The 16,589-nt window shown below is 51.9% G+C and carries 12 protein-coding genes; 6 read left to right on the top strand and 6 right to left on the bottom strand.

Annotated features, from left to right (window positions below; translation table 11 throughout):
* Positions 1-13: 13 nt before the first annotated feature.
* Both FS806_RS05405 and FS806_RS05400 read right to left on the bottom strand, forming a co-directional pair.
* Positions 14-595 (bottom strand): response regulator transcription factor, encoded by a 582-nt coding sequence (locus FS806_RS05405; RefSeq protein WP_225312637.1) that lies wholly within the window; start codon positions 593-595, stop codon positions 14-16.
* Positions 558-2,567 carry a 7TM diverse intracellular signaling domain-containing protein gene (locus tag FS806_RS05400; RefSeq protein WP_260981984.1) on the bottom strand — a complete coding sequence of 670 codons (2,010 nt, stop codon included), beginning with the start codon at positions 2,565-2,567 and terminating at the stop codon, positions 558-560. The genes FS806_RS05405 and FS806_RS05400 overlap by 38 nt, the downstream gene beginning before the upstream one ends.
* 138 nt (positions 2,568-2,705) lie before the next feature.
* On the opposite strand from FS806_RS05400, the gene FS806_RS05395 reads away from it, so the two are divergent.
* The 4 genes from FS806_RS05395 to FS806_RS05380 all read left to right on the top strand — a co-directional run bounded on the left by FS806_RS05395 (position 2,706) and on the right by FS806_RS05380 (position 9,870).
* The gene (locus tag FS806_RS05395; RefSeq protein WP_144933599.1) at positions 2,706-3,230 is read left to right on the top strand and encodes a hypothetical protein; all 525 of its coding nucleotides are present in this window, start codon (positions 2,706-2,708) and stop codon (positions 3,228-3,230) included.
* Between the two features lie 136 nt (positions 3,231-3,366).
* The gene (locus tag FS806_RS05390; RefSeq protein WP_144933598.1) at positions 3,367-5,298 is read left to right on the top strand and encodes an ABC transporter ATP-binding protein; all 1,932 of its coding nucleotides are present in this window, start codon (positions 3,367-3,369) and stop codon (positions 5,296-5,298) included.
* A 107-nt stretch (positions 5,299-5,405) separates the two neighbouring features.
* Positions 5,406-5,912: a GNAT family N-acetyltransferase gene (locus FS806_RS05385; protein WP_144933597.1), complete on the top strand. Its 507-nt coding sequence runs from the start codon at positions 5,406-5,408 to the stop codon at positions 5,910-5,912.
* A gap of 472 nt (positions 5,913-6,384) precedes the next feature.
* Positions 6,385-9,870, top strand: a complete 3,486-nt coding sequence (locus tag FS806_RS05380; protein WP_186328218.1) for an Ig-like domain-containing protein — start codon at positions 6,385-6,387, stop codon at positions 9,868-9,870.
* 40 nt (positions 9,871-9,910) lie between these two features.
* On the opposite strand, the gene FS806_RS05375 is transcribed toward FS806_RS05380, so the two are convergent.
* A complete protein-coding gene (locus tag FS806_RS05375; protein WP_144933595.1) occupies positions 9,911-11,107 on the bottom strand; it encodes an acetoin utilization protein AcuC in 1,197 nt (398 codons plus the stop codon).
* 18 nt (positions 11,108-11,125) lie between these two features.
* Positions 11,126-11,758 (bottom strand): GNAT family N-acetyltransferase, encoded by a 633-nt coding sequence (locus FS806_RS05370; RefSeq protein ID WP_144933594.1) that lies wholly within the window; start codon positions 11,756-11,758, stop codon positions 11,126-11,128.
* A 168-nt stretch (positions 11,759-11,926) separates the two neighbouring features.
* Between FS806_RS05370 and acsA the strand changes: the two genes are divergently transcribed.
* Entirely contained in the window at positions 11,927-13,648 is a 1,722-nt protein-coding gene (acsA, locus tag FS806_RS05365) for an acetate--CoA ligase (protein WP_144933593.1), read from the top strand.
* Between the two features lie 206 nt (positions 13,649-13,854).
* Here the strand turns inward: acsA and FS806_RS05360 are convergent, their stop codons facing one another.
* On the bottom strand, positions 13,855-14,601 hold the full coding sequence (locus FS806_RS05360) for an anti-sigma factor (protein ID WP_144933592.1): 747 nt from the start codon (positions 14,599-14,601) through the stop codon (positions 13,855-13,857).
* The gene (locus tag FS806_RS05355) at positions 14,591-15,220 is read right to left on the bottom strand and encodes an RNA polymerase sigma factor (protein WP_144933591.1); all 630 of its coding nucleotides are present in this window, start codon (positions 15,218-15,220) and stop codon (positions 14,591-14,593) included. The genes FS806_RS05360 and FS806_RS05355 overlap by 11 nt, the downstream gene beginning before the upstream one ends.
* A gap of 202 nt (positions 15,221-15,422) precedes the next feature.
* Here FS806_RS05355 and FS806_RS05350 point away from each other — a divergent pair, with 202 nt between their 5' ends.
* Entirely contained in the window at positions 15,423-16,586 is a 1,164-nt protein-coding gene (locus FS806_RS05350) for a COG1470 family protein (protein WP_144933590.1), read from the top strand.
* The last annotated feature ends 3 nt before the right edge of the window (positions 16,587-16,589 follow it).

Raw genomic sequence — 16,589 nt, 5'->3', positions numbered from 1 at the left:
GGGAAGTCTTGTTTTATTTAGCGCTGAAATAGCCGATTCCGCGAACCGTAACGATATACCGATGGTGTCCGCCATCTTCCTCAATCTTACGCCTTAGATTGTGGATGTGGACCATAACCGTGCGCGGATCGCTCCAGCCATCCAATCCCCAAATGTGTTCATAAAGCTGCTCGACGCTGAACACCTGTCCGGGATGTGCCGCCAACAAAAACAACAGCTGCCGTTCTTTCGTAGACAAAGTCACCGGCTGCCCATTCAAGAGCACCTCCCAACCGTCAAAGGAAAGTTTGAGACGACCGTCGCTCCACGTTTTTCGATCTTCCGCAGCTTGGTTATGCTGCTGTTCTCTATGAGGAAAGCTGCGCAGGCGTGCCTTCACCCGAGCGACCATAATATCCGGGTCGAAAGGCTTGGTGATGTAATCGTCTCCGCCCAGCTCCAAACCGCGAATAATGTTCTCCCTTTCGCTGCGGCTGCTGAGAAAAATTACAGGCACCGCGCTTTCCGGCTTGATCCCCTGTATCCACTCGGTCCCTTCTCCGTCGGGCAGCATAATATCACATATGATCAGGACAGGCTTCCGCTCTGCCCACATTTGAGAAGCTTTCTGACGGAGTATGCCTGATCGCATTTGAAACGAGATTGGCGAGTACCTGCTCTATGCGGATTCTATCTATCAGGACTATATATCTTTTATCGGCATTTTGCTCCTGCGGCAGCACTATTTGACTGTGTATCCCTTTCTCCAGCAGCTCCCATTCATACTTCACAAACAGCTCTTTGAAATAAGTTATCGGGCTGGTTTCCATCATATGAAACTGCGCTTGTTTCGTCTCCAGCTTGGTCAGTTCTATCAAATCATAAATAAGCCGCTCGAGAAGAAGACTGCGTTCATAGATGCGATTCGCATATTTCGGAGCTTCCGAAGTAATGACCGCATCCCGCAGCGCTTTGGCGAACCCTTTGATCGATGTGATCGGAGTTTTCAGCTCATGTGAAATGTTGGACAGAAGGCGAAGCCGGAATTGTTCCATTTCCGCCATGCGTTCGTAGGCTTTTTGGAGTTTGTCGTTGCTTTCCCGCAAGGAAAAGGTGCGCTCTTCCACGGTGCGCTCCAATGAACGGTTGGTTTCCTGCAGTTCAGCCGTTAATCGCTCTGTTTCCAGCATCGCCCGCGAGAAACGGGCCGAAAGATTGAGCGCCTGCGTCAATAAAAAAGCAAACAAACCAATCGACAGCAAATCATCGGTAGCCAAAAAGCCGCTGTAAAACAGCATATCATTCAAAGCAAAGACGGTAAAAAACAAAAATCCGACCGCATTGGTCAGCGAGCCCTTGCGCCGCCGAATCGCCGACAGCCCGTAGATGTAAATGGCGTACAGCAGGACCGGCAGCAGGACGCCCCATATGAAAGCAGTCAAATAATGCGTGTACACGCGTGCCGGAAGTGCCAATACAAGGATCATACACCCAAGCAGCACCGCGCCCCCTATCCGGGGTGCCCAGCTAAACGATTCCTGCGGGTATTCCCGATGCACGAACAAGAGCAGCGTCAGCGCTGTCATGCTAATGGACAGATACTCGGTCTTCACCGCCCACTCCCAAGGCAGGCCGGGGAGCAGGAACAACGCTGTCGATTCCCCCAGCACGATGGTGCGGACACCTACAGAGAGACATAACAAGCCGAATAACAAGGCGGATAACTCCTGCCTCCGATTAAAGTAAACAAATAAGTAGTACAGGCCCATAACGAAAAAAATGCCTACGATAAAAACCTGTGCGGCTACCCGCGCAACGCGAATCCAGGAAATTGCCTCAGCCGTGCCAAACTCTATAGATTGCCAAATGCCTGCATTTCTCTGTGAAAAGTTGGATATCTGAATAATGATTTCGTTCCATCCAACCTGGGGCTCAAAATAGATCGTCTTCGGGAAACTGCCGGGCTCTTCGCCGGAGCGATCGTTCCCCACTATGCCGTTTCCGCCCTTATGGCTGCCATTAATCCAGATTCTGTAGCTTGATGCTATGCTTTTCGGATAGATTCCCAATGTCTGCCGGTCACGGGTAAGCGTCTCGTCAAGATAGACCCTCAAGCGAAACGTGGCATAACCTTCGTGGGGCACAGGCTCTCCGGCATCTTTCAGCATGTAATCCGTCCATGGGCCGGGCACCGTCACCATTTGGGGCTCGGGCAATGTGGCCGCCGAGCTGCGGAAATCATCCGGCCCGAGCAGGGCGTTCCAATAAAACTCCCATTCGCCATCTAAAGCTGCCGCCGTCCGTTTGCCCTCGTACGGCCAAGCGAAAAAAAACATCTCGCCCCGCTTCGCTTCATTGAAAGCGGTGCCGGGTTCAACCGATGAGGCTTGTATTCCCGCTTCATCTGAGAAAGCATTTGCGTTAAAAGCAGGCAGGAGGAAAATCGCCAAGACCGCAAGTACGAGCAGGGCACGTAACACCCTCTTTTCAAAATTGGATGGTTGCTCCACTACAGGATTATTTGAATTGATCGACACTGCATTCCATCCGCCTTCCCTAGCTGACCTATCGGCTATCTTCGGCTTCATTATAGCAGAGCACTGGCTAGCCTTGGTAAATTTCCGCGACTTTTTTTTCAGAGAATTAAACAAAACTTAAACTACGCTTGATACGATACCCTTGGCCTTGGAAAGTCATTATCTGAACGTGGAGGAGACCTTGACAGAATGAGCTTCTATTTTTCCGTCTGTTCAACTTATAATTACCACTCCAAATATATCGATTTTCTGCTAGAGCATTATACCGAGCTGCAGCTGCCCTATCCTTTCGCCGTGACGCTTGGCTATATCGCCAGCCCGCTGTTAATGGGCAATGAAGCGGTCCTGGCCTTTAATGATGAGGATCAGGTCGTGGGTGCGTTCGGATATATCCACGGGACCGGAGAGAAGGATTACAGGGATGTGCAGATCATCCAAATTCAGTCGGTTTATATTACTAAAGCCTATCGTGGTACCGGTTTGTTCGTTCAGGGGCTGCAATTTTTGCTCGAACATGTGAGCATGCAGCCAACTGCTGTTGAAGAATTGCGCTTTTGGGCGCCCAACCAGCCGGATTCCCATAAACTGTTTTCCAAATTCGCCACCCTGGTTGCAGGCAGACACAGTGAATCGGTGCCGGTATCAGAATACCGCCTATCTCCCGAAGAACTGAGGACTTACCTGGCGAAGTTCAAGCAGCGCATCTTCAGCTGAAGCTTACGCTGCATTCAGAAGTCCACTTTCAGCCAGCGCTGATCCTTCATTCGGAGCGTCCCCCCCCTTAGTGAAGAGACTGCTCCTAATTGATGGACAGAACACTCATTATCCGAGACAGCAAGGAGGAACAAGCATGTGGGGAGTTATTCGCCAGTTGGCCGGTTTCTTACGCCCATGCGGTTGGCGGTTTGTTCTGTTTTTTCTAACCGCATCCGTCGAACTGACCGTTCTTGCCCTGGCGCCACTCAGCTTCAAATTCATGATCGATGAAGCGATTGACCCGAACAATGCCAGTGCCTTCTGGCTCATTCTCGCAGTTCTTGGAATCGGCGGAATCGTTGGTGTCGGCTGCGGCTTCCTCAGCGACCGGCTGCTGGCCAAAATGAGCGCCATCGTTCAACGGGAGCTGCGGCTCAAGATGTTCAAACAAATCCAGCGCCTGGACACCCGATCGGAGGCTGCCGGTCACAAAAATGAAATCGTCTCCCGATTCACGCTGGACTTGCCTGCGATCGATGGAGCGATGATGTCTATTCTTACGATTGGCCTGCAGTCGTTGGCGGTCATTACCATTAGCGCAGCTATTTTGTTCACCCTGCAATGGAGCATGGCACTGATTATTCTGGCGGGAGCCAGTGTAATCTATCTGGCGCCTTATCTGCTTGGCGGGAGGGCGCGGGCGGCTTTTGCCGACTATCGTAAAGGACTGGACGGAATGGCAGGGGATGTCCAGGAAAGCCTGAACGGACGCATGATCATTCAAGGCTTTGGTCTGCAAGCCACGTTCATCGGCAGGTTCGAGGCACGGCTTAAATCGCTGTTTGTCAGCCACTACCATAAAAATAAGATGGCGGCCTCGCTCGATCGTCTGCCGATCGCAAGCTTACTGGCAGTCAATTTTACAATTATCGGCTTTGGCTCCTATCTGGCGCTTAATGGGCACATCAGTCTTGGCGCTTTGGTTGCCTTCTTCACCATTTACACATCGATGGGCAACTCGGTATATAATCTGACCGCCATCCTGCCTTCCTTCGCCAGTGCCCGGGTAAGCCTTGACCGGTTATCCGCTTTGCTGCTGGAAGAGGAAGATGTACGCGGAACAGAAGTTGGCGGCAGCGGAAACAGCGGGAACGGGCTTAACCGGGAAGGCCGGGCAGCAGCCTATACTGCCGGGGAACAGCTCGCAGCGGCATCCGCAGTGGCAGCTTCCACGGTAAATACGGAAGCTGAAGCCCGCACGAGGTACGCTTCGAACGTGGTTGATCCAGGCGCTGATTGTCGGGCAGGTGCTCAACGGGGGGGATTCCTTCGCAGCCCGTCCATCAAGGCGGATCAGCTCCGGTACGCCTACAATCCCGGCAAGACCGTGATAGATGGCATCAGCTTCGCCATCCCGGCGGGAACGACCGCTGCTTTCGTCGGCCCGAGCGGCTCCGGCAAGAGCACCGTACTGCTGCTGCTCCTGGGCCTGCTGCGTGCCCAAAGCGGAAGCTTGACTATGGACCGGGAGAGGCTGAGCTGCATCGACGAGGAACTCTTCCGCCAAAGCATCGGAGTCGTGTTTCAGGACAGCTTCCTTTTTCGCGGTACGCTGCTCTACAATTTGAAGCTCGGCAAGCCGGACGCATCCCTTGATGAAGTGATCGAGGCGGCACGACAAGCGGACATCCACGAGTTTATCGCCCAACTGCCGCATGGATATGAGACCGTGGTGGAAGAGGACGGCGGCAACTTCTCCGGGGGCCAAAAGCAGCGTATAGCCTTGGCCCGCGCACTGATAAGGAAGCCGTCCCTGCTACTGCTGGATGAAATGACCGCCTCGCTTGATCCTTTAGCCGAAGCGGCTGTATTGAAAACTATACGAAAGCTGGCTGGCCAGCAAACGATGGTCATCGTATCCCACCGGCTGGCCACGATTGCCGGGGCGGATCAAATTTTTGTGCTCGAGAACGGTCAAATCGTCGAGAGAGGGCGGCATGAGGAGCTGCTTGAGAGAAACAAGCTGTATGCTTCGATGTGGGCCCGGCAAACCGAGGGAACGGAGTCTCGTAAATACGTGGTTTAACAGAAACACCTTTTGAAAAGGCAATCCAAATAAAAGCAGTCACATCAAAGTAAAGGAAACAGCGCTGCAGTAAAAGCGCGGGCTTATCAGAAGGAGGCGCGGCCATTATGCGGAGGGCACATGCCAGTCGGTGCATGGAGGATGCCGATTACGCCCGGTTTACCCGATTTTATTTGAGCAACAGCGAGGAACTGGATAGGGACTACACACTGCATGACGCTTTGCTGAACCTGATGCATACATTGCCGGACTCTCACATTATGCTGTTTGATAATGACGAGGGAGAGTTGATCGGATTCATCCAGTACCAATATGGCGAGGACCCCGATTCGGCCGGAGTGACGTTAACGATCGATGCCGCCATCCTGGCGTCGGCTTACCGGGGGTCGAGAGTGTTTTTTGCAGGATTTCGTGAATTCCTCGAACTGATCCTGCGGGAGAAGCCGGACGTCAAGCTTGTCCAGTTTTACGCTCTGGCTGATCATCGTTACCTTAACCGGTTATACAGCAAGTTTGCCAGGCCTTGCGGTGTCCGTCAGAGCAGTCACCGAGACGTTGATGAAAACCGGTACGTTCAGAGCATGGAGCAGCTGCTTCAGTATTTTCGACTATAGCGTTCCGTCCATCTCATGAAAGGAGGTGATTGTCCATGGTTCCAGCACGTCCCGATATCAGAAAAGGAGGCGGCAGCAGGATCTCCTTCCTGCAAAAGCTTAAAGAAAACGAAGCAAGCCGTATCGTCATTCCTGCCAAGGCTAACTAATCTTATGATTACTTAGCCTCTAAGTGGGCTAATGTTCGCGGCGCGAGCCGCACCCTAATACGGTGTTTGTGATAAAACAGTCGAGACTTTCTCTCGGCTGTTTTGTCGTTTGGTTCGGAATGAGGTTAGGCGTCTTCTAGTGCATTATTCAGAAAGAAATTCTAATTAGTGAACGATATTCCAATTGAAAAAACATAATTATTCTACAAATTCTAAAAAATGTATGCTATTCAATGACCGTTTAAAATTTTAGAATGAACACGAACAGCTTTGTAAGCGCTTCATTTTTTCTATACTTATTATCTTTTGAAGGAGGTAAGTTAATGAAGAAAGTGCTTCTTGTTTGCTGGGTGTTGATGCTTTTCTGTTCTTTGGCGTTTCCGATGCCGTCCTTGCTGGCCCAGAGTGCGGGGGAACCGGCGGTCCTCGAGGATGAGCTGCCGGCTGGAACCACCATTCTGGAGCCGGTCCAAACCGGAACACTGCATGCGAATATGCTGGAAAACGCCGGGTTTGAAGTGCCCTCGTCGGATGGAACGATTCCGGGGTGGATGATAGGAGAAGGCGGAGATAAAAGCTTTGGTCTATCGTCAGCAGAAGGAACGTTCATGGAGGGCAAGCGCAGCTTGAGAATCAGCGGCTCCGGCGGGGAGCAAGCCTCGTGGCTTTACAGCAAGCCCGTCCGGGTAACATCCGGTCAACTGATCAAGGCGTCGGGGCATTTCCAGGTGCGGCAGGGTAAGCTCCATTACGCTATTCAGGCGTATTCATCAGCGGATCAGGCGCCGGAGTTGTTTGCCAAGCAGAGCATTCAAACCTTGGAAAGTGACGGCCATAACGAATGGCTGCAATCCGAACTGTCCATGACCGTTCCCGAGGGGGCAGAATATATTCGGGTTGTCCTGGGAACGGTTCCCGGAGAGAGTGCGGAAGCCTACGTTGACCAAATGAACGTTGACGCGGGTGTATCTTTTGACATGACGGATTGGGGCCCGCCGATTGAAACGGTTGTCAATTCCCGTGCCGTATTTACTCAGGAAAACGGCAGGAACATCATGTACATGAATTTAAACGGCTCCTCCGCACACCTGGCTAAAATTGATTTGGACTCCCTTACACTGCTGGATCAGGTAGTCCTTCCGGACACGTTGATCCGGGCATTGGCACTGGGGGCGGACGGGAATGTCTATATAGTGGGATATAGTTCGGGCAAGCTGATGAAATATGATGTGCAGAGCTCTACAGTAGAGGTTTTAACCAATATCATGGCGGGGCATAATGCCTTTGACATGGTGGCCACTCCTGACGGCAAGCTGTATGGCGGTACCTATTCCCGATTGGAGGACGATTTCGGACGGGCTTTCGAATACGATATTTATACCGGGAAATTTACCGATTTAGGGGTTGTCCGGAATGGAATGAAGTATATTCATTCTATAGCATACGATGAAGTGCATGATGCCGTTTATTTCGGACTGGCTACCGATGCTTATATCCGAAAATATGACCGAAAGCAGGGGCAATGGTCGGGAGAATTTATCCCGCTTCTGTATGACGGTAAAAATTTTACCGATCTGTATAAATACACTTTTGATCTGGATGCCATAGACGGTCTGGTTTATGCCCGATTATCCCAGTTGAAAATTCCTGGAGCGGGTACAAGCGTGGTAGATCTTGTCCTCGATTCGGCCAGCAACGATGAGGTCATAGGCACGTTCCCGAATAACCAGGCCCGTGAGGTTTCTCCCTCTCGTGACGGCAAAGTGTATTTTCAATATTACACTAATTACAATGGGGTGAACGGCCGCTGGCTGGCTTATTATGACCTGGAAGATCTGCAGGTTCATTTGGTGCAGAATCCTGAACCCGTTAGAATGGAAGGACAGTACAATGAATTCAGCATCCTTTCCCTGAACAGGGAAGAATATCCCGGCGATACGTTCGTGGGGTTAAGTGCGGAAGGAGTCCTGTTTACGTACAATTTTGAAACAGGCCGAACCGAAACGAAACTGCTGCCGGTCCTCGCGGAAGCGGGAACGATTCATTCCACCGGAAGCGCCAACAATGGCACGATTTATATGTCCGGCTACACATCAACAGGCTACGCCATGTTTGATCCGGCAGAGCGCAAACTGACGCAATTTACGTCCAGAACCGTAGGGGCCGGCAATTATCTTTATCAAGGGGAAATGTTCATTCCTTACGGGGAGGATCAAGTATTGATCCCGGTATATCCCGGGGTCATTATGCATCAATTCGATCCCAAGAAGCCATGGAATTTGAAGGATACGTCGCAGCCGCTCAATCCGGTTCGGCTGTTCGGTCTGGATCAGGCAGGACCGGACAAACAGGAGCGGGCCTATGGGGGAGAGGTGATAACAAGGAACGGCAATGAAACCTTGGCGATTGTCACTACCCCGGCCAGGGATACCCGTACCGGACAACTCGTTTTCTATACCACCGCCACCAAGAATGTAGAGAGGTATCAGCCCATTCTGAATCAGAGTCTGGTATCCATGGCTTATAAAGACGGGATGATCTATGGCGGCTCATCCGTATGGAACAGCTACGGCGATACGGAGGAAAACGAACCCGAAGCTAAAATGTTTATTTGGGATGTAGAGCAAAACGTCAAAGTCAAAGAGTTCGTGCCAGTTCCCGGTAAGAAAGCCGTTACCAAGCTCATAGTGGGACCGGACGGAAACATATGGGGATTTGCGGAAGGGAATCTGTTCATCTATGACATTGAGCGAGGAGAGGTGGTTTATAATGAACCGAAGTTTGACATTGCTTATTCCTCGATCACCTTCAGGGATGCCTTCCTGGAAATAGGTCCGGACGGCAATATATACGGCACCATTTCGGGCCGGTTATTTATGATTGATCCCGAGTCCAAGAACGTTTACCTGATAGATCCGCGGGGGAAAAGATACTTGACCCAGGATAACCGGGGGAACTTGTTCATGATGGGGGAAGGGCAGCATCTGCTGCAGGTGGCAAGCAGTATGGCGTCCAGCGCCGATCTGATAAACGTTAAAGTCAACGGCGAATTTATTGAAGGCTTCGATCCGGATCAGTTGGAATACTCGATTACAATCAGTACAGGGGGAACGGAATCGGTGGTGCTGGAGCCGGTGGCCAAAGCAGGGGACGCCGCCCGGATTACACTAACGCCGGTCGGACAATTGCCGGGGACGGCGGAAATTCATGTCCAATCCGCAGACGGACTTCATGAGAAAATATACCGGCTGCATCTGTCTTCCGCCAACGCGGCCGGATTGCGATTGGACGCCGATACTTACCGGCTTCGGGTAGGAGAGAAGCACTCCACTGTGGTTTATGCAGTCTATGGGGATGGCCGGGAAATCGAGGTAACCGGGCTAAGTCAATTTAAATCCAGCCGGCCGACCGTTGCCGATGTAGATGAGAATGGGGTGGTGACCGCTTATTCTGCCGGAACGGCGCAGATTACCGCCCGCCATGGGGAACTGGAGACGGCTGCCACAGTGACCGTCACCGAATCGGGCGGGCCGAATCCGGAGCCTGTACTCCGTTCGATGGAGTTCCAAGCCAAGAAGTATAAACTGAGAGTAGGAGAGCAGCAGAGGGCAGAGGTGATCGCCGTATATTCGGATGGCAGTCGATTGGAGATTACGGACAAAGTCGAATTTGTCAATCCTTCTCCCGAAGTCGCGGAGATCGATACGAATGGGGTTCTGACGGGGAAAGCCAAGGGGAAGACCCAAATTACAGCCCGTTACCAAACTTTGAGCGCAAGCGTGGAGGTCATGGTCAAAAAAGAAAAGTAGCAAAACACCGGTCGGATGATCTCCCCCCTTCAGGGGGAGATCATTGCTCAACCGGACGATCGGGCAAGTAAAGCATGGCGATTTCTTTCGTCTGCCTGTTCTTTTCGCTAATTTCCTTACGCCTTGGAATGGGCTCCCAGGTTTCGACCGGGTCCAGCCAAGTATCCGGGAGCGGGAGAGGGCTCTCCGGCTGCCACCGGGCCAACCATTCCGGAGCAAGAGGAGTAAGCGGTTTCGAAGATAGGGCGCTTGCCAACGGATGATCGGTCATGGTCAGCCAGAGCAAAGCCCAGGCCCTGGGAACAACGCGCCAAATATCATATCCGCCGCCGCCCAAAGCAATCCATCGGCCTCCGCAATATTTATGGGCGAGCTCGTGGATAAATTGCGGCATCTGCAGATAGATACTCATACTGCAATGGATATGGGCCTGCGGATCGAAGGCATGGGCGTCACAGCCATGCTGTGAAATGATCACGTCAGGACGAAAGCTCGCCACCGCCTTGCCAAGCACTTCCCGGAAACTGTCCATCCACGACTCGTCCTCGGTATAGGGCTCCACCGGCAGATTGATATTGGTGCCGAATCCGTCGCCATCGCCGCGTTCCTCCACAGGTCCGGTACCCGGATATAGATATTTGCCGGTCTCGTGAATGGAGAATGTACACACATCAGGGTCCGTATAGAAGGACCACTGCACACCGTCGCCATGATGCACGTCCGTGTCGATGTACATGACGCGGGCGTTGTACTTGCTGCGCAGATGCGCAATAGCTACGGAGGCGTCGTTATAAACGCAGAAGCCGCCACCCTTGTTCGGCATTGCATGATGCAGTCCTCCGCCCAGATGCAGGGCATGATCGGATTGACCCGACATTACCGTGTCCACCGCCTCCAGCGAGCCGCCGACCAGCAGCGAAGTGATCTCATGCATCCCGGGGAAGTAAGGGGTATCCTCATCCATCAAGCCCCAGCGGTCGGCCTCTCGGATTGCGTGTTCATCCGGATCCGGTCGGCTTAGAGCCTGGACCGCTTGGATATACTCGGAAAGATGCACCCGTTCAAGTTCCTCGATGGTAGCCTGTCTGGGAGGGACGATGGAGGCTGACGAAAGCGCTCCCGTTTTTATAAGCAGATCAACCGTCAATTCCAGCCGCTTCGGATTGAACGGATGATCATCGTTAAACCGGTATTGCAATTCCTCATTGCCAAAAATAAATTTTGCTCGACAACTCACAATAGTTCCCCCTAACGCCTAGTACATGAATCTTTGACGGAAACGGAGATGATCGAATTTCTCGATTGACTCCAGACTGACGTCTTTCCCAACGCGTACCATCAGGCAGTTGGCGGGATGCGAACATATTTCGGGATCGTCCGTAGCATACCATACCATATCTACCGATTTCATTAAATCTTCCATCATTTGCCTGTATTGCCATACATTAAGACCGCTGCGCTGGAGATCCCAATGCCAGTAATATTCGGTCGTAAAGACGATTACATTTTCCAATTGGCCGTCTTGAAAAGCAAGCCGGATAAGGCTTTTTCCCAAGCCTAATCCCCGGTAGTCATTAGCTACTTCGATAGCGCCGAGCTCGATCAGATCTTCCATGTTTCCTTCCGACCAACGCTCCATTTCATCCGGATAGTGGAAGGTCACGTAACCGACGATCGTCATTCCGTCCCGGGCCAGAATAATTCTGCCTTCCGGAAGGGAGGCGATTTCCACCAGTGCTTCCTGCTGATCCTTCGGGCGGCGGAAGGCATCGAGATCCGAGTGCATCGTATATTGGGAAATGATTTCCGGGGCAACAGGTCCTTCAATGACAATCTGCTTCCCGTCACGGTCCAAAGTAACCGAATGGTAATTTTTGATATGCTCCATAGGGCTTGCAGCTCCTTTTCGTGGCCTCTCTTTACTTATAACAAATTTTACAGTTTGTGAAAAGGAATACACCATGATGACAGGTTATGTTATAATGGAAATGTCATTAAGTTTTCATAATCTACATATGAAAGCGTTACATTTTGTTAAGGGAGGCAAGGAGACCATATGGAAGACCGCCAAGAAGTTTTGAAGGCAACCGCTGAACATTCCAATCTGGGAGACTATGAGAAAGCCAGGGAAAACTTCAGTTGGGAAGAAGTAGAGAAGTATTTTACCTGGCATGAAACTGGAAAAGTCAATATAGCTTATGAAGCGATAGATCGTCATGCCGAATCCTCCAGGAAGGATAAGGTGGCTTTAATTTATAGCGACGATCAGCGGGAAGAGTCCTACACCTTCGATGAGATGAAGAGAAAGAGTAATCAATTCGGGAACGTGCTTCGCAAATATGGAATCAAGAAGGGCGACAGGGTATTCGTCTTCATGCCGAGAACTCCTGAGCTGTACTTTGCCTTGCTTGGCTCCATCAAGATCGGGGCGATCGTCGGACCGCTCTTCGAAGCCTTCATGGAGCAGGCTGTGAGAGACCGGATGGAGGACAGCGGCGGAGTGGCCATTGTGACAACGCCTTCGCAGCTTCCGCGTGTACCGGTTAAAGACCTCCCGGAATTAAAGCATGTGATTATCGTGGGCGACGATCTGGAGCTGGAGCCCGGCCAGATTGATTTCCATAAGGAAATGGCTGCTGCATCGGAAGAATTGGAAATCGAGTGGGTAGACCGCGAGGATGGAACGCTCATACATTATACATCTGGTTCTACTGGAAAGCCGAAGGGCGTATTTCATGTTCATAACGCCATGATTCAGCATTATTATACCGGCAAGATCGTTCTTGATTTGCGTGAGGATGATGTCTACTGGTGTACAGCCGACCCGGGATGGGTAACGGGGACTTCCTATGGAATTTTTGCCCCTTGGCTTAACGGAGTGACCAACGTCATTCGCGGCGGCCGGTTCAGTCCGCAGAATTGGTACAATACGCTTCAGAAGTACAAGGTCACGGTATGGTACAGCGCTCCGACCGCCTTCCGCATGCTGATGGGTGCCGGTGATGAAATCGTTTCCCAATACGATCTGTCCGCTTTGCGCCATGTGCTAAGCGTCGGGGAGCCTCTGAATCCGGAAGTGGTCCGGTGGGGAATGAAGACGTACAAGCAGCGCATTCATGATACTTGGTGGATGACAGAAACGGGAGCCCATCTGATTTGTAACTATCCTTCCATGGATATCAAGCCGGGCTCGATGGGACGTCCGATTCCGGGTGTCGAAGCGGGAATTCTGGACGACTCGGGTAATTTGCTTCCTCCGAATCGCATGGGTAATCTGGCGATCAAGACCCCATGGCCTTCGATGATGAGGAAGATCTGGAACAATCCGGCCAAATTCGAAGAATATTTCCGCTTCCCTGGCTGGTATATTTCAGGAGATTCCGCATTTGTCGATGAAGACGGTTACTTCTGGTTCCAGGGCAGGGTGGATGACGTCATCATGACAGCCGGTGAACGCGTCGGGCCGTTCGAGGTCGAGAGCAAGCTGGTCGAGCATCCGGCGGTTGCGGAAGCCGGCGTCATCGGCAAGCCGGACCCGGTCCGTGGAGAGATCATCAAAGCCTTCATCTCGTTGAGAGACGGCTATGAGCCTTCCGATGAGCTTAAGCAGGACATTGCCAAGTTTGTCAAAGAAGGTCTGGCCGCCCACGCGGCGCCTCGGGAAATTGAATTTAAAGATAAGCTGCCGAAAACAAGAAGCGGTAAAATTATGCGCCGGGTCCTCAAAGCTTGGGAGCTTAATTTGCCGACAGGCGATTTATCCACCATCGAGGATTAATGCCAAGGAGGGAAGAATATTTTCCCCTGCGCAATGAAAAAGGTACCGAGGCACGCTGGCTTCGGCTTAAACAAAAGCACCCCACGGATAATGATCCATGGGGTGCTTTGCTTGTACTTAGACCGGAAGGAAAGCCTTCCCGGTTGTTTCCTACCCATTAAGCAATTGGAAAAATGGCGCCTTTAAGCTCGCGCAATTAAACCGGATTAGCGGGGGGAGGATCGGTTCTCCCTAAGATTGACCAGGACACGATCAGGACCGCTCGGCTGGAGGCTTCCTCCCTTGGGTTCAATGCTGATCCAGATCCCCTCGGCTTCACGAACCTGATTTGTTCGCGCCGTATAGTATAAGGAGGCCCTTCCGTTAGCCAACTGGAGCAGGCCGCCGTTACGGCGATCGTCCGCCTTGACGATCCACACCTGGTAGTCGTGCTCCGGCAGGGGAGGCAAGCCCTCCACCTGGATGAACATCTCTCCGGACTCCGAGTTGATCCAGACATATCCGGTCACAGCGTCTTGGGCGGCCAATGGCACATAATAGAGAATAGTTCCCGGATGGGAGACAAGCTTCAGCTCAGGCAGAGTGGCAGGCATATCCCGGTTCTGCAGCCATGGGTCCGAATGCGGCCGGAAGATGCCGATATACAGCAGAATGACCGCAACCGCCGCCAACATTCCCGCACCCCATCTCTTGCGAAGGAGATTGGAGCGCACCATGCCTACAAACCAGTGCCAACGCAATCTTCGCTTGATTCTCGTCTTGGTTATGGAACGCGGCTGTTTCGCTCCGGAAGGCTGCAGCAAGGAGAACCACTCGTTATACAGCTTGCGGCAGCTTTCGCAGGAATGAATATGCTGCAGGGCTTCCCGTCCGGTCTGCTCATCCTGCCTTCCTTGCAGTAAATCTACCATAAGCTCTTCTTCTACACAGTTTTTCCCTCGTTTATTTTCCATCCCCGACACCTCCCGGCGGCTCCAGCCAGCCCATTTTTGTCAATTGCTTACGCAGGCTGGCAACACCGTAGCGAATCAGCGATTTGACTGTTCCGTGAGGCTTCTGCATAGCAGCGGCAAGCTGTTTTTGACTTTGTTCATGAAAGTACATTCCGATCACAGCGGCCCTCTGAGCTTCAGGAACCTGCCTTATAGCTTTATGAAGCGATTCCATCTGCCATTTGCGAATGACGTATTCCTCGGCCGACCGCTCCGCCGGAAACCAGGGAGAGGAGCTTTCCGCTGCGATTCCCCGCTGATTGCGGCGAATACGATCCAGGCATCGGCTCTTGGTCCTGACGGCGAGCCATGCCTCCATACTGCCTCGCTCGGGGTCGTATTGCTCCGCTTTGTTCACAATTTCCAGAAACAAATCTTGACATACATCCTCCGCATCCATCCGGTTTCCCGTTATTTTCAGAGCGATCTGGTAGATTAGCGGAACGTAGCTTTCATAGAAAAGTTCAAAGGCCTCAATAGAACCTTTACTCATTTCCTTCAGCAGAAGATGAGCCTCTTCATTGGACAAAGACACGTTAATCACCTTTCCGTCGCCATGTTTAATCGTTCTGAAGGACATATCGTAACCGTTTTCAATAAAAGCACGGCATTTCTTTCCAAACAGCGTCCTTAATTATTTATGTAGCAAAAATGACGCGGAAGGGGAAGAGCTTGATTGGATTTTAAGCTCCTTTTAATGAAATTTTTATCTTCTTTTCATAAATCCGATTGCGAAGTTCATTCGTAGGAAGATTGATACAAGAATAAAGGGGGAAGATTTCATGCTTTATAGTTGTATGAGGAAGATGCGTTGGGTCAGCATTATCTTAATGGCGGCGGTAGTTTGTCTGGGCTTCGGTGCCGGAGAGCTGTCGGCGGCGGGAGGGGTGACGCTGTATACTCCCTATACGGATATTTCGGTAACTCCGGGAACGACGATCAAGTACACCATCGATGTCATCAATGACAGCGGCAGTGTGCAGAATGTCGCGCTGCGTCTGGAGGATAACGGCGCAGGCTGGGAATACGGATTGACCTCCGGAGGCTGGAAGATCGGGCAAATCTCGGTGAAGCCTAACGATTCCCAGCAGGTCAATATGGAGCTGAATGTTCCGCTGCAAATTGATAAAGGGGACTATCAGTTCGTCCTGACGGCGGATGGCCTCGCCAGCTTGCCGTTGACCGTCCGCGTGTCCGAGCAGGGAACCTACCAGACAGAGCTGACTACAGAGCAGCCTAATATGGAGGGGCACGCCGAGTCTTCGTTCAGCTTCAGTTACACTTTAAGAAACCGTACAGCGGAGAAACAGGATTACGCTCTTACTACCCAAGCGCCGCGCGGGTGGAATGTGCAATTTAACGCGGATGGCAAGAGCGTGACATCGGTAACGGTCGAGCCCGGGGAGTCCAAGTCTTTAACCGTTGAAGTAAAACCGCCGGCCAACGTGCAGGAGGGAAGCTATAAAATTCCGATTTCGGCGGCTAACGGCAATACGGAGGCCAAATCCGAGATGGAAGTCGTCATTACCGGCACTTATAAAGTGAGCTTGAGTACGGAAAGCGGGTTGTTAAGCACTGAAGTGACGGCCGGCAGCAGCAGAAAGCTCGAGCTCAAGGTAACCAACGAAGGGACGGCGGATTTAACGGATCTGCAGCTCAGCGCCCAAGCGCCGGTGAATTGGGAAGTGACGTTCGAGCCCAAGACGATTACGAAATTGGAGGCGGGGCAGTCCACTACCGTAACGGCCGAGCTCAAGGCCGACAAGAAAGCTGTTGCCGGGGACTATGTCACCAACATGAAGGTAACCGCTCCGGAGGCATCCTCGGATGCGAGTTTCCGTGTAGCCGTTAAAGCCTCCGTGCTCTGGGGATGGATAGGGGTGCTGATTATCGCTGCGGTTATTGCGGGGATTTATTATTTGTTCCGCACTTACGGGAGGCGGTAGCCG

Source organism: Paenibacillus sp. 32O-W (assembly GCF_007679495.1).
Lineage (GTDB): Bacteria > Bacillota > Bacilli > Paenibacillales > NBRC-103111 > Paenibacillus_L > Paenibacillus_L residui.
The sequence above is the reverse complement of the archived record's forward strand: the minus strand, read 5'-3'. Positions and strand labels throughout refer to the sequence as shown.

Excerpts from the sequence above, each read along its gene's own strand:
- acsA (WP_144933593.1), top strand. The coding sequence starts at position 11,927 with ATGGAAGACCGCCAAGAAGTTTTGAAGGCAACCGCTGAACATTCCAAT.
- FS806_RS05360 (WP_144933592.1), bottom strand. The coding sequence starts at position 14,601 with ATGGAAAATAAACGAGGGAAAAACTGTGTAGAAGAAGAGCTTATGGTA.
- FS806_RS05350 (WP_144933590.1), top strand. The coding sequence starts at position 15,423 with ATGCTTTATAGTTGTATGAGGAAGATGCGTTGGGTCAGCATTATCTTA.
- FS806_RS05385 (WP_144933597.1), top strand. The coding sequence starts at position 5,406 with ATGCGGAGGGCACATGCCAGTCGGTGCATGGAGGATGCCGATTACGCC.
- FS806_RS05370 (WP_144933594.1), bottom strand. The coding sequence starts at position 11,758 with ATGGAGCATATCAAAAATTACCATTCGGTTACTTTGGACCGTGACGGG.
- FS806_RS05400 (WP_260981984.1), bottom strand. The coding sequence starts at position 2,567 with ATGAAGCCGAAGATAGCCGATAGGTCAGCTAGGGAAGGCGGATGGAAT.
- FS806_RS05390 (WP_144933598.1), top strand. The coding sequence starts at position 3,367 with ATGTGGGGAGTTATTCGCCAGTTGGCCGGTTTCTTACGCCCATGCGGT.
- FS806_RS05395 (WP_144933599.1), top strand. The coding sequence starts at position 2,706 with ATGAGCTTCTATTTTTCCGTCTGTTCAACTTATAATTACCACTCCAAA.
- FS806_RS05355 (WP_144933591.1), bottom strand. The coding sequence starts at position 15,220 with ATGTCCTTCAGAACGATTAAACATGGCGACGGAAAGGTGATTAACGTG.
- FS806_RS05405 (WP_225312637.1), bottom strand. The coding sequence starts at position 595 with ATGTGGGCAGAGCGGAAGCCTGTCCTGATCATATGTGATATTATGCTG.
- FS806_RS05380 (WP_186328218.1), top strand. The coding sequence starts at position 6,385 with ATGAAGAAAGTGCTTCTTGTTTGCTGGGTGTTGATGCTTTTCTGTTCT.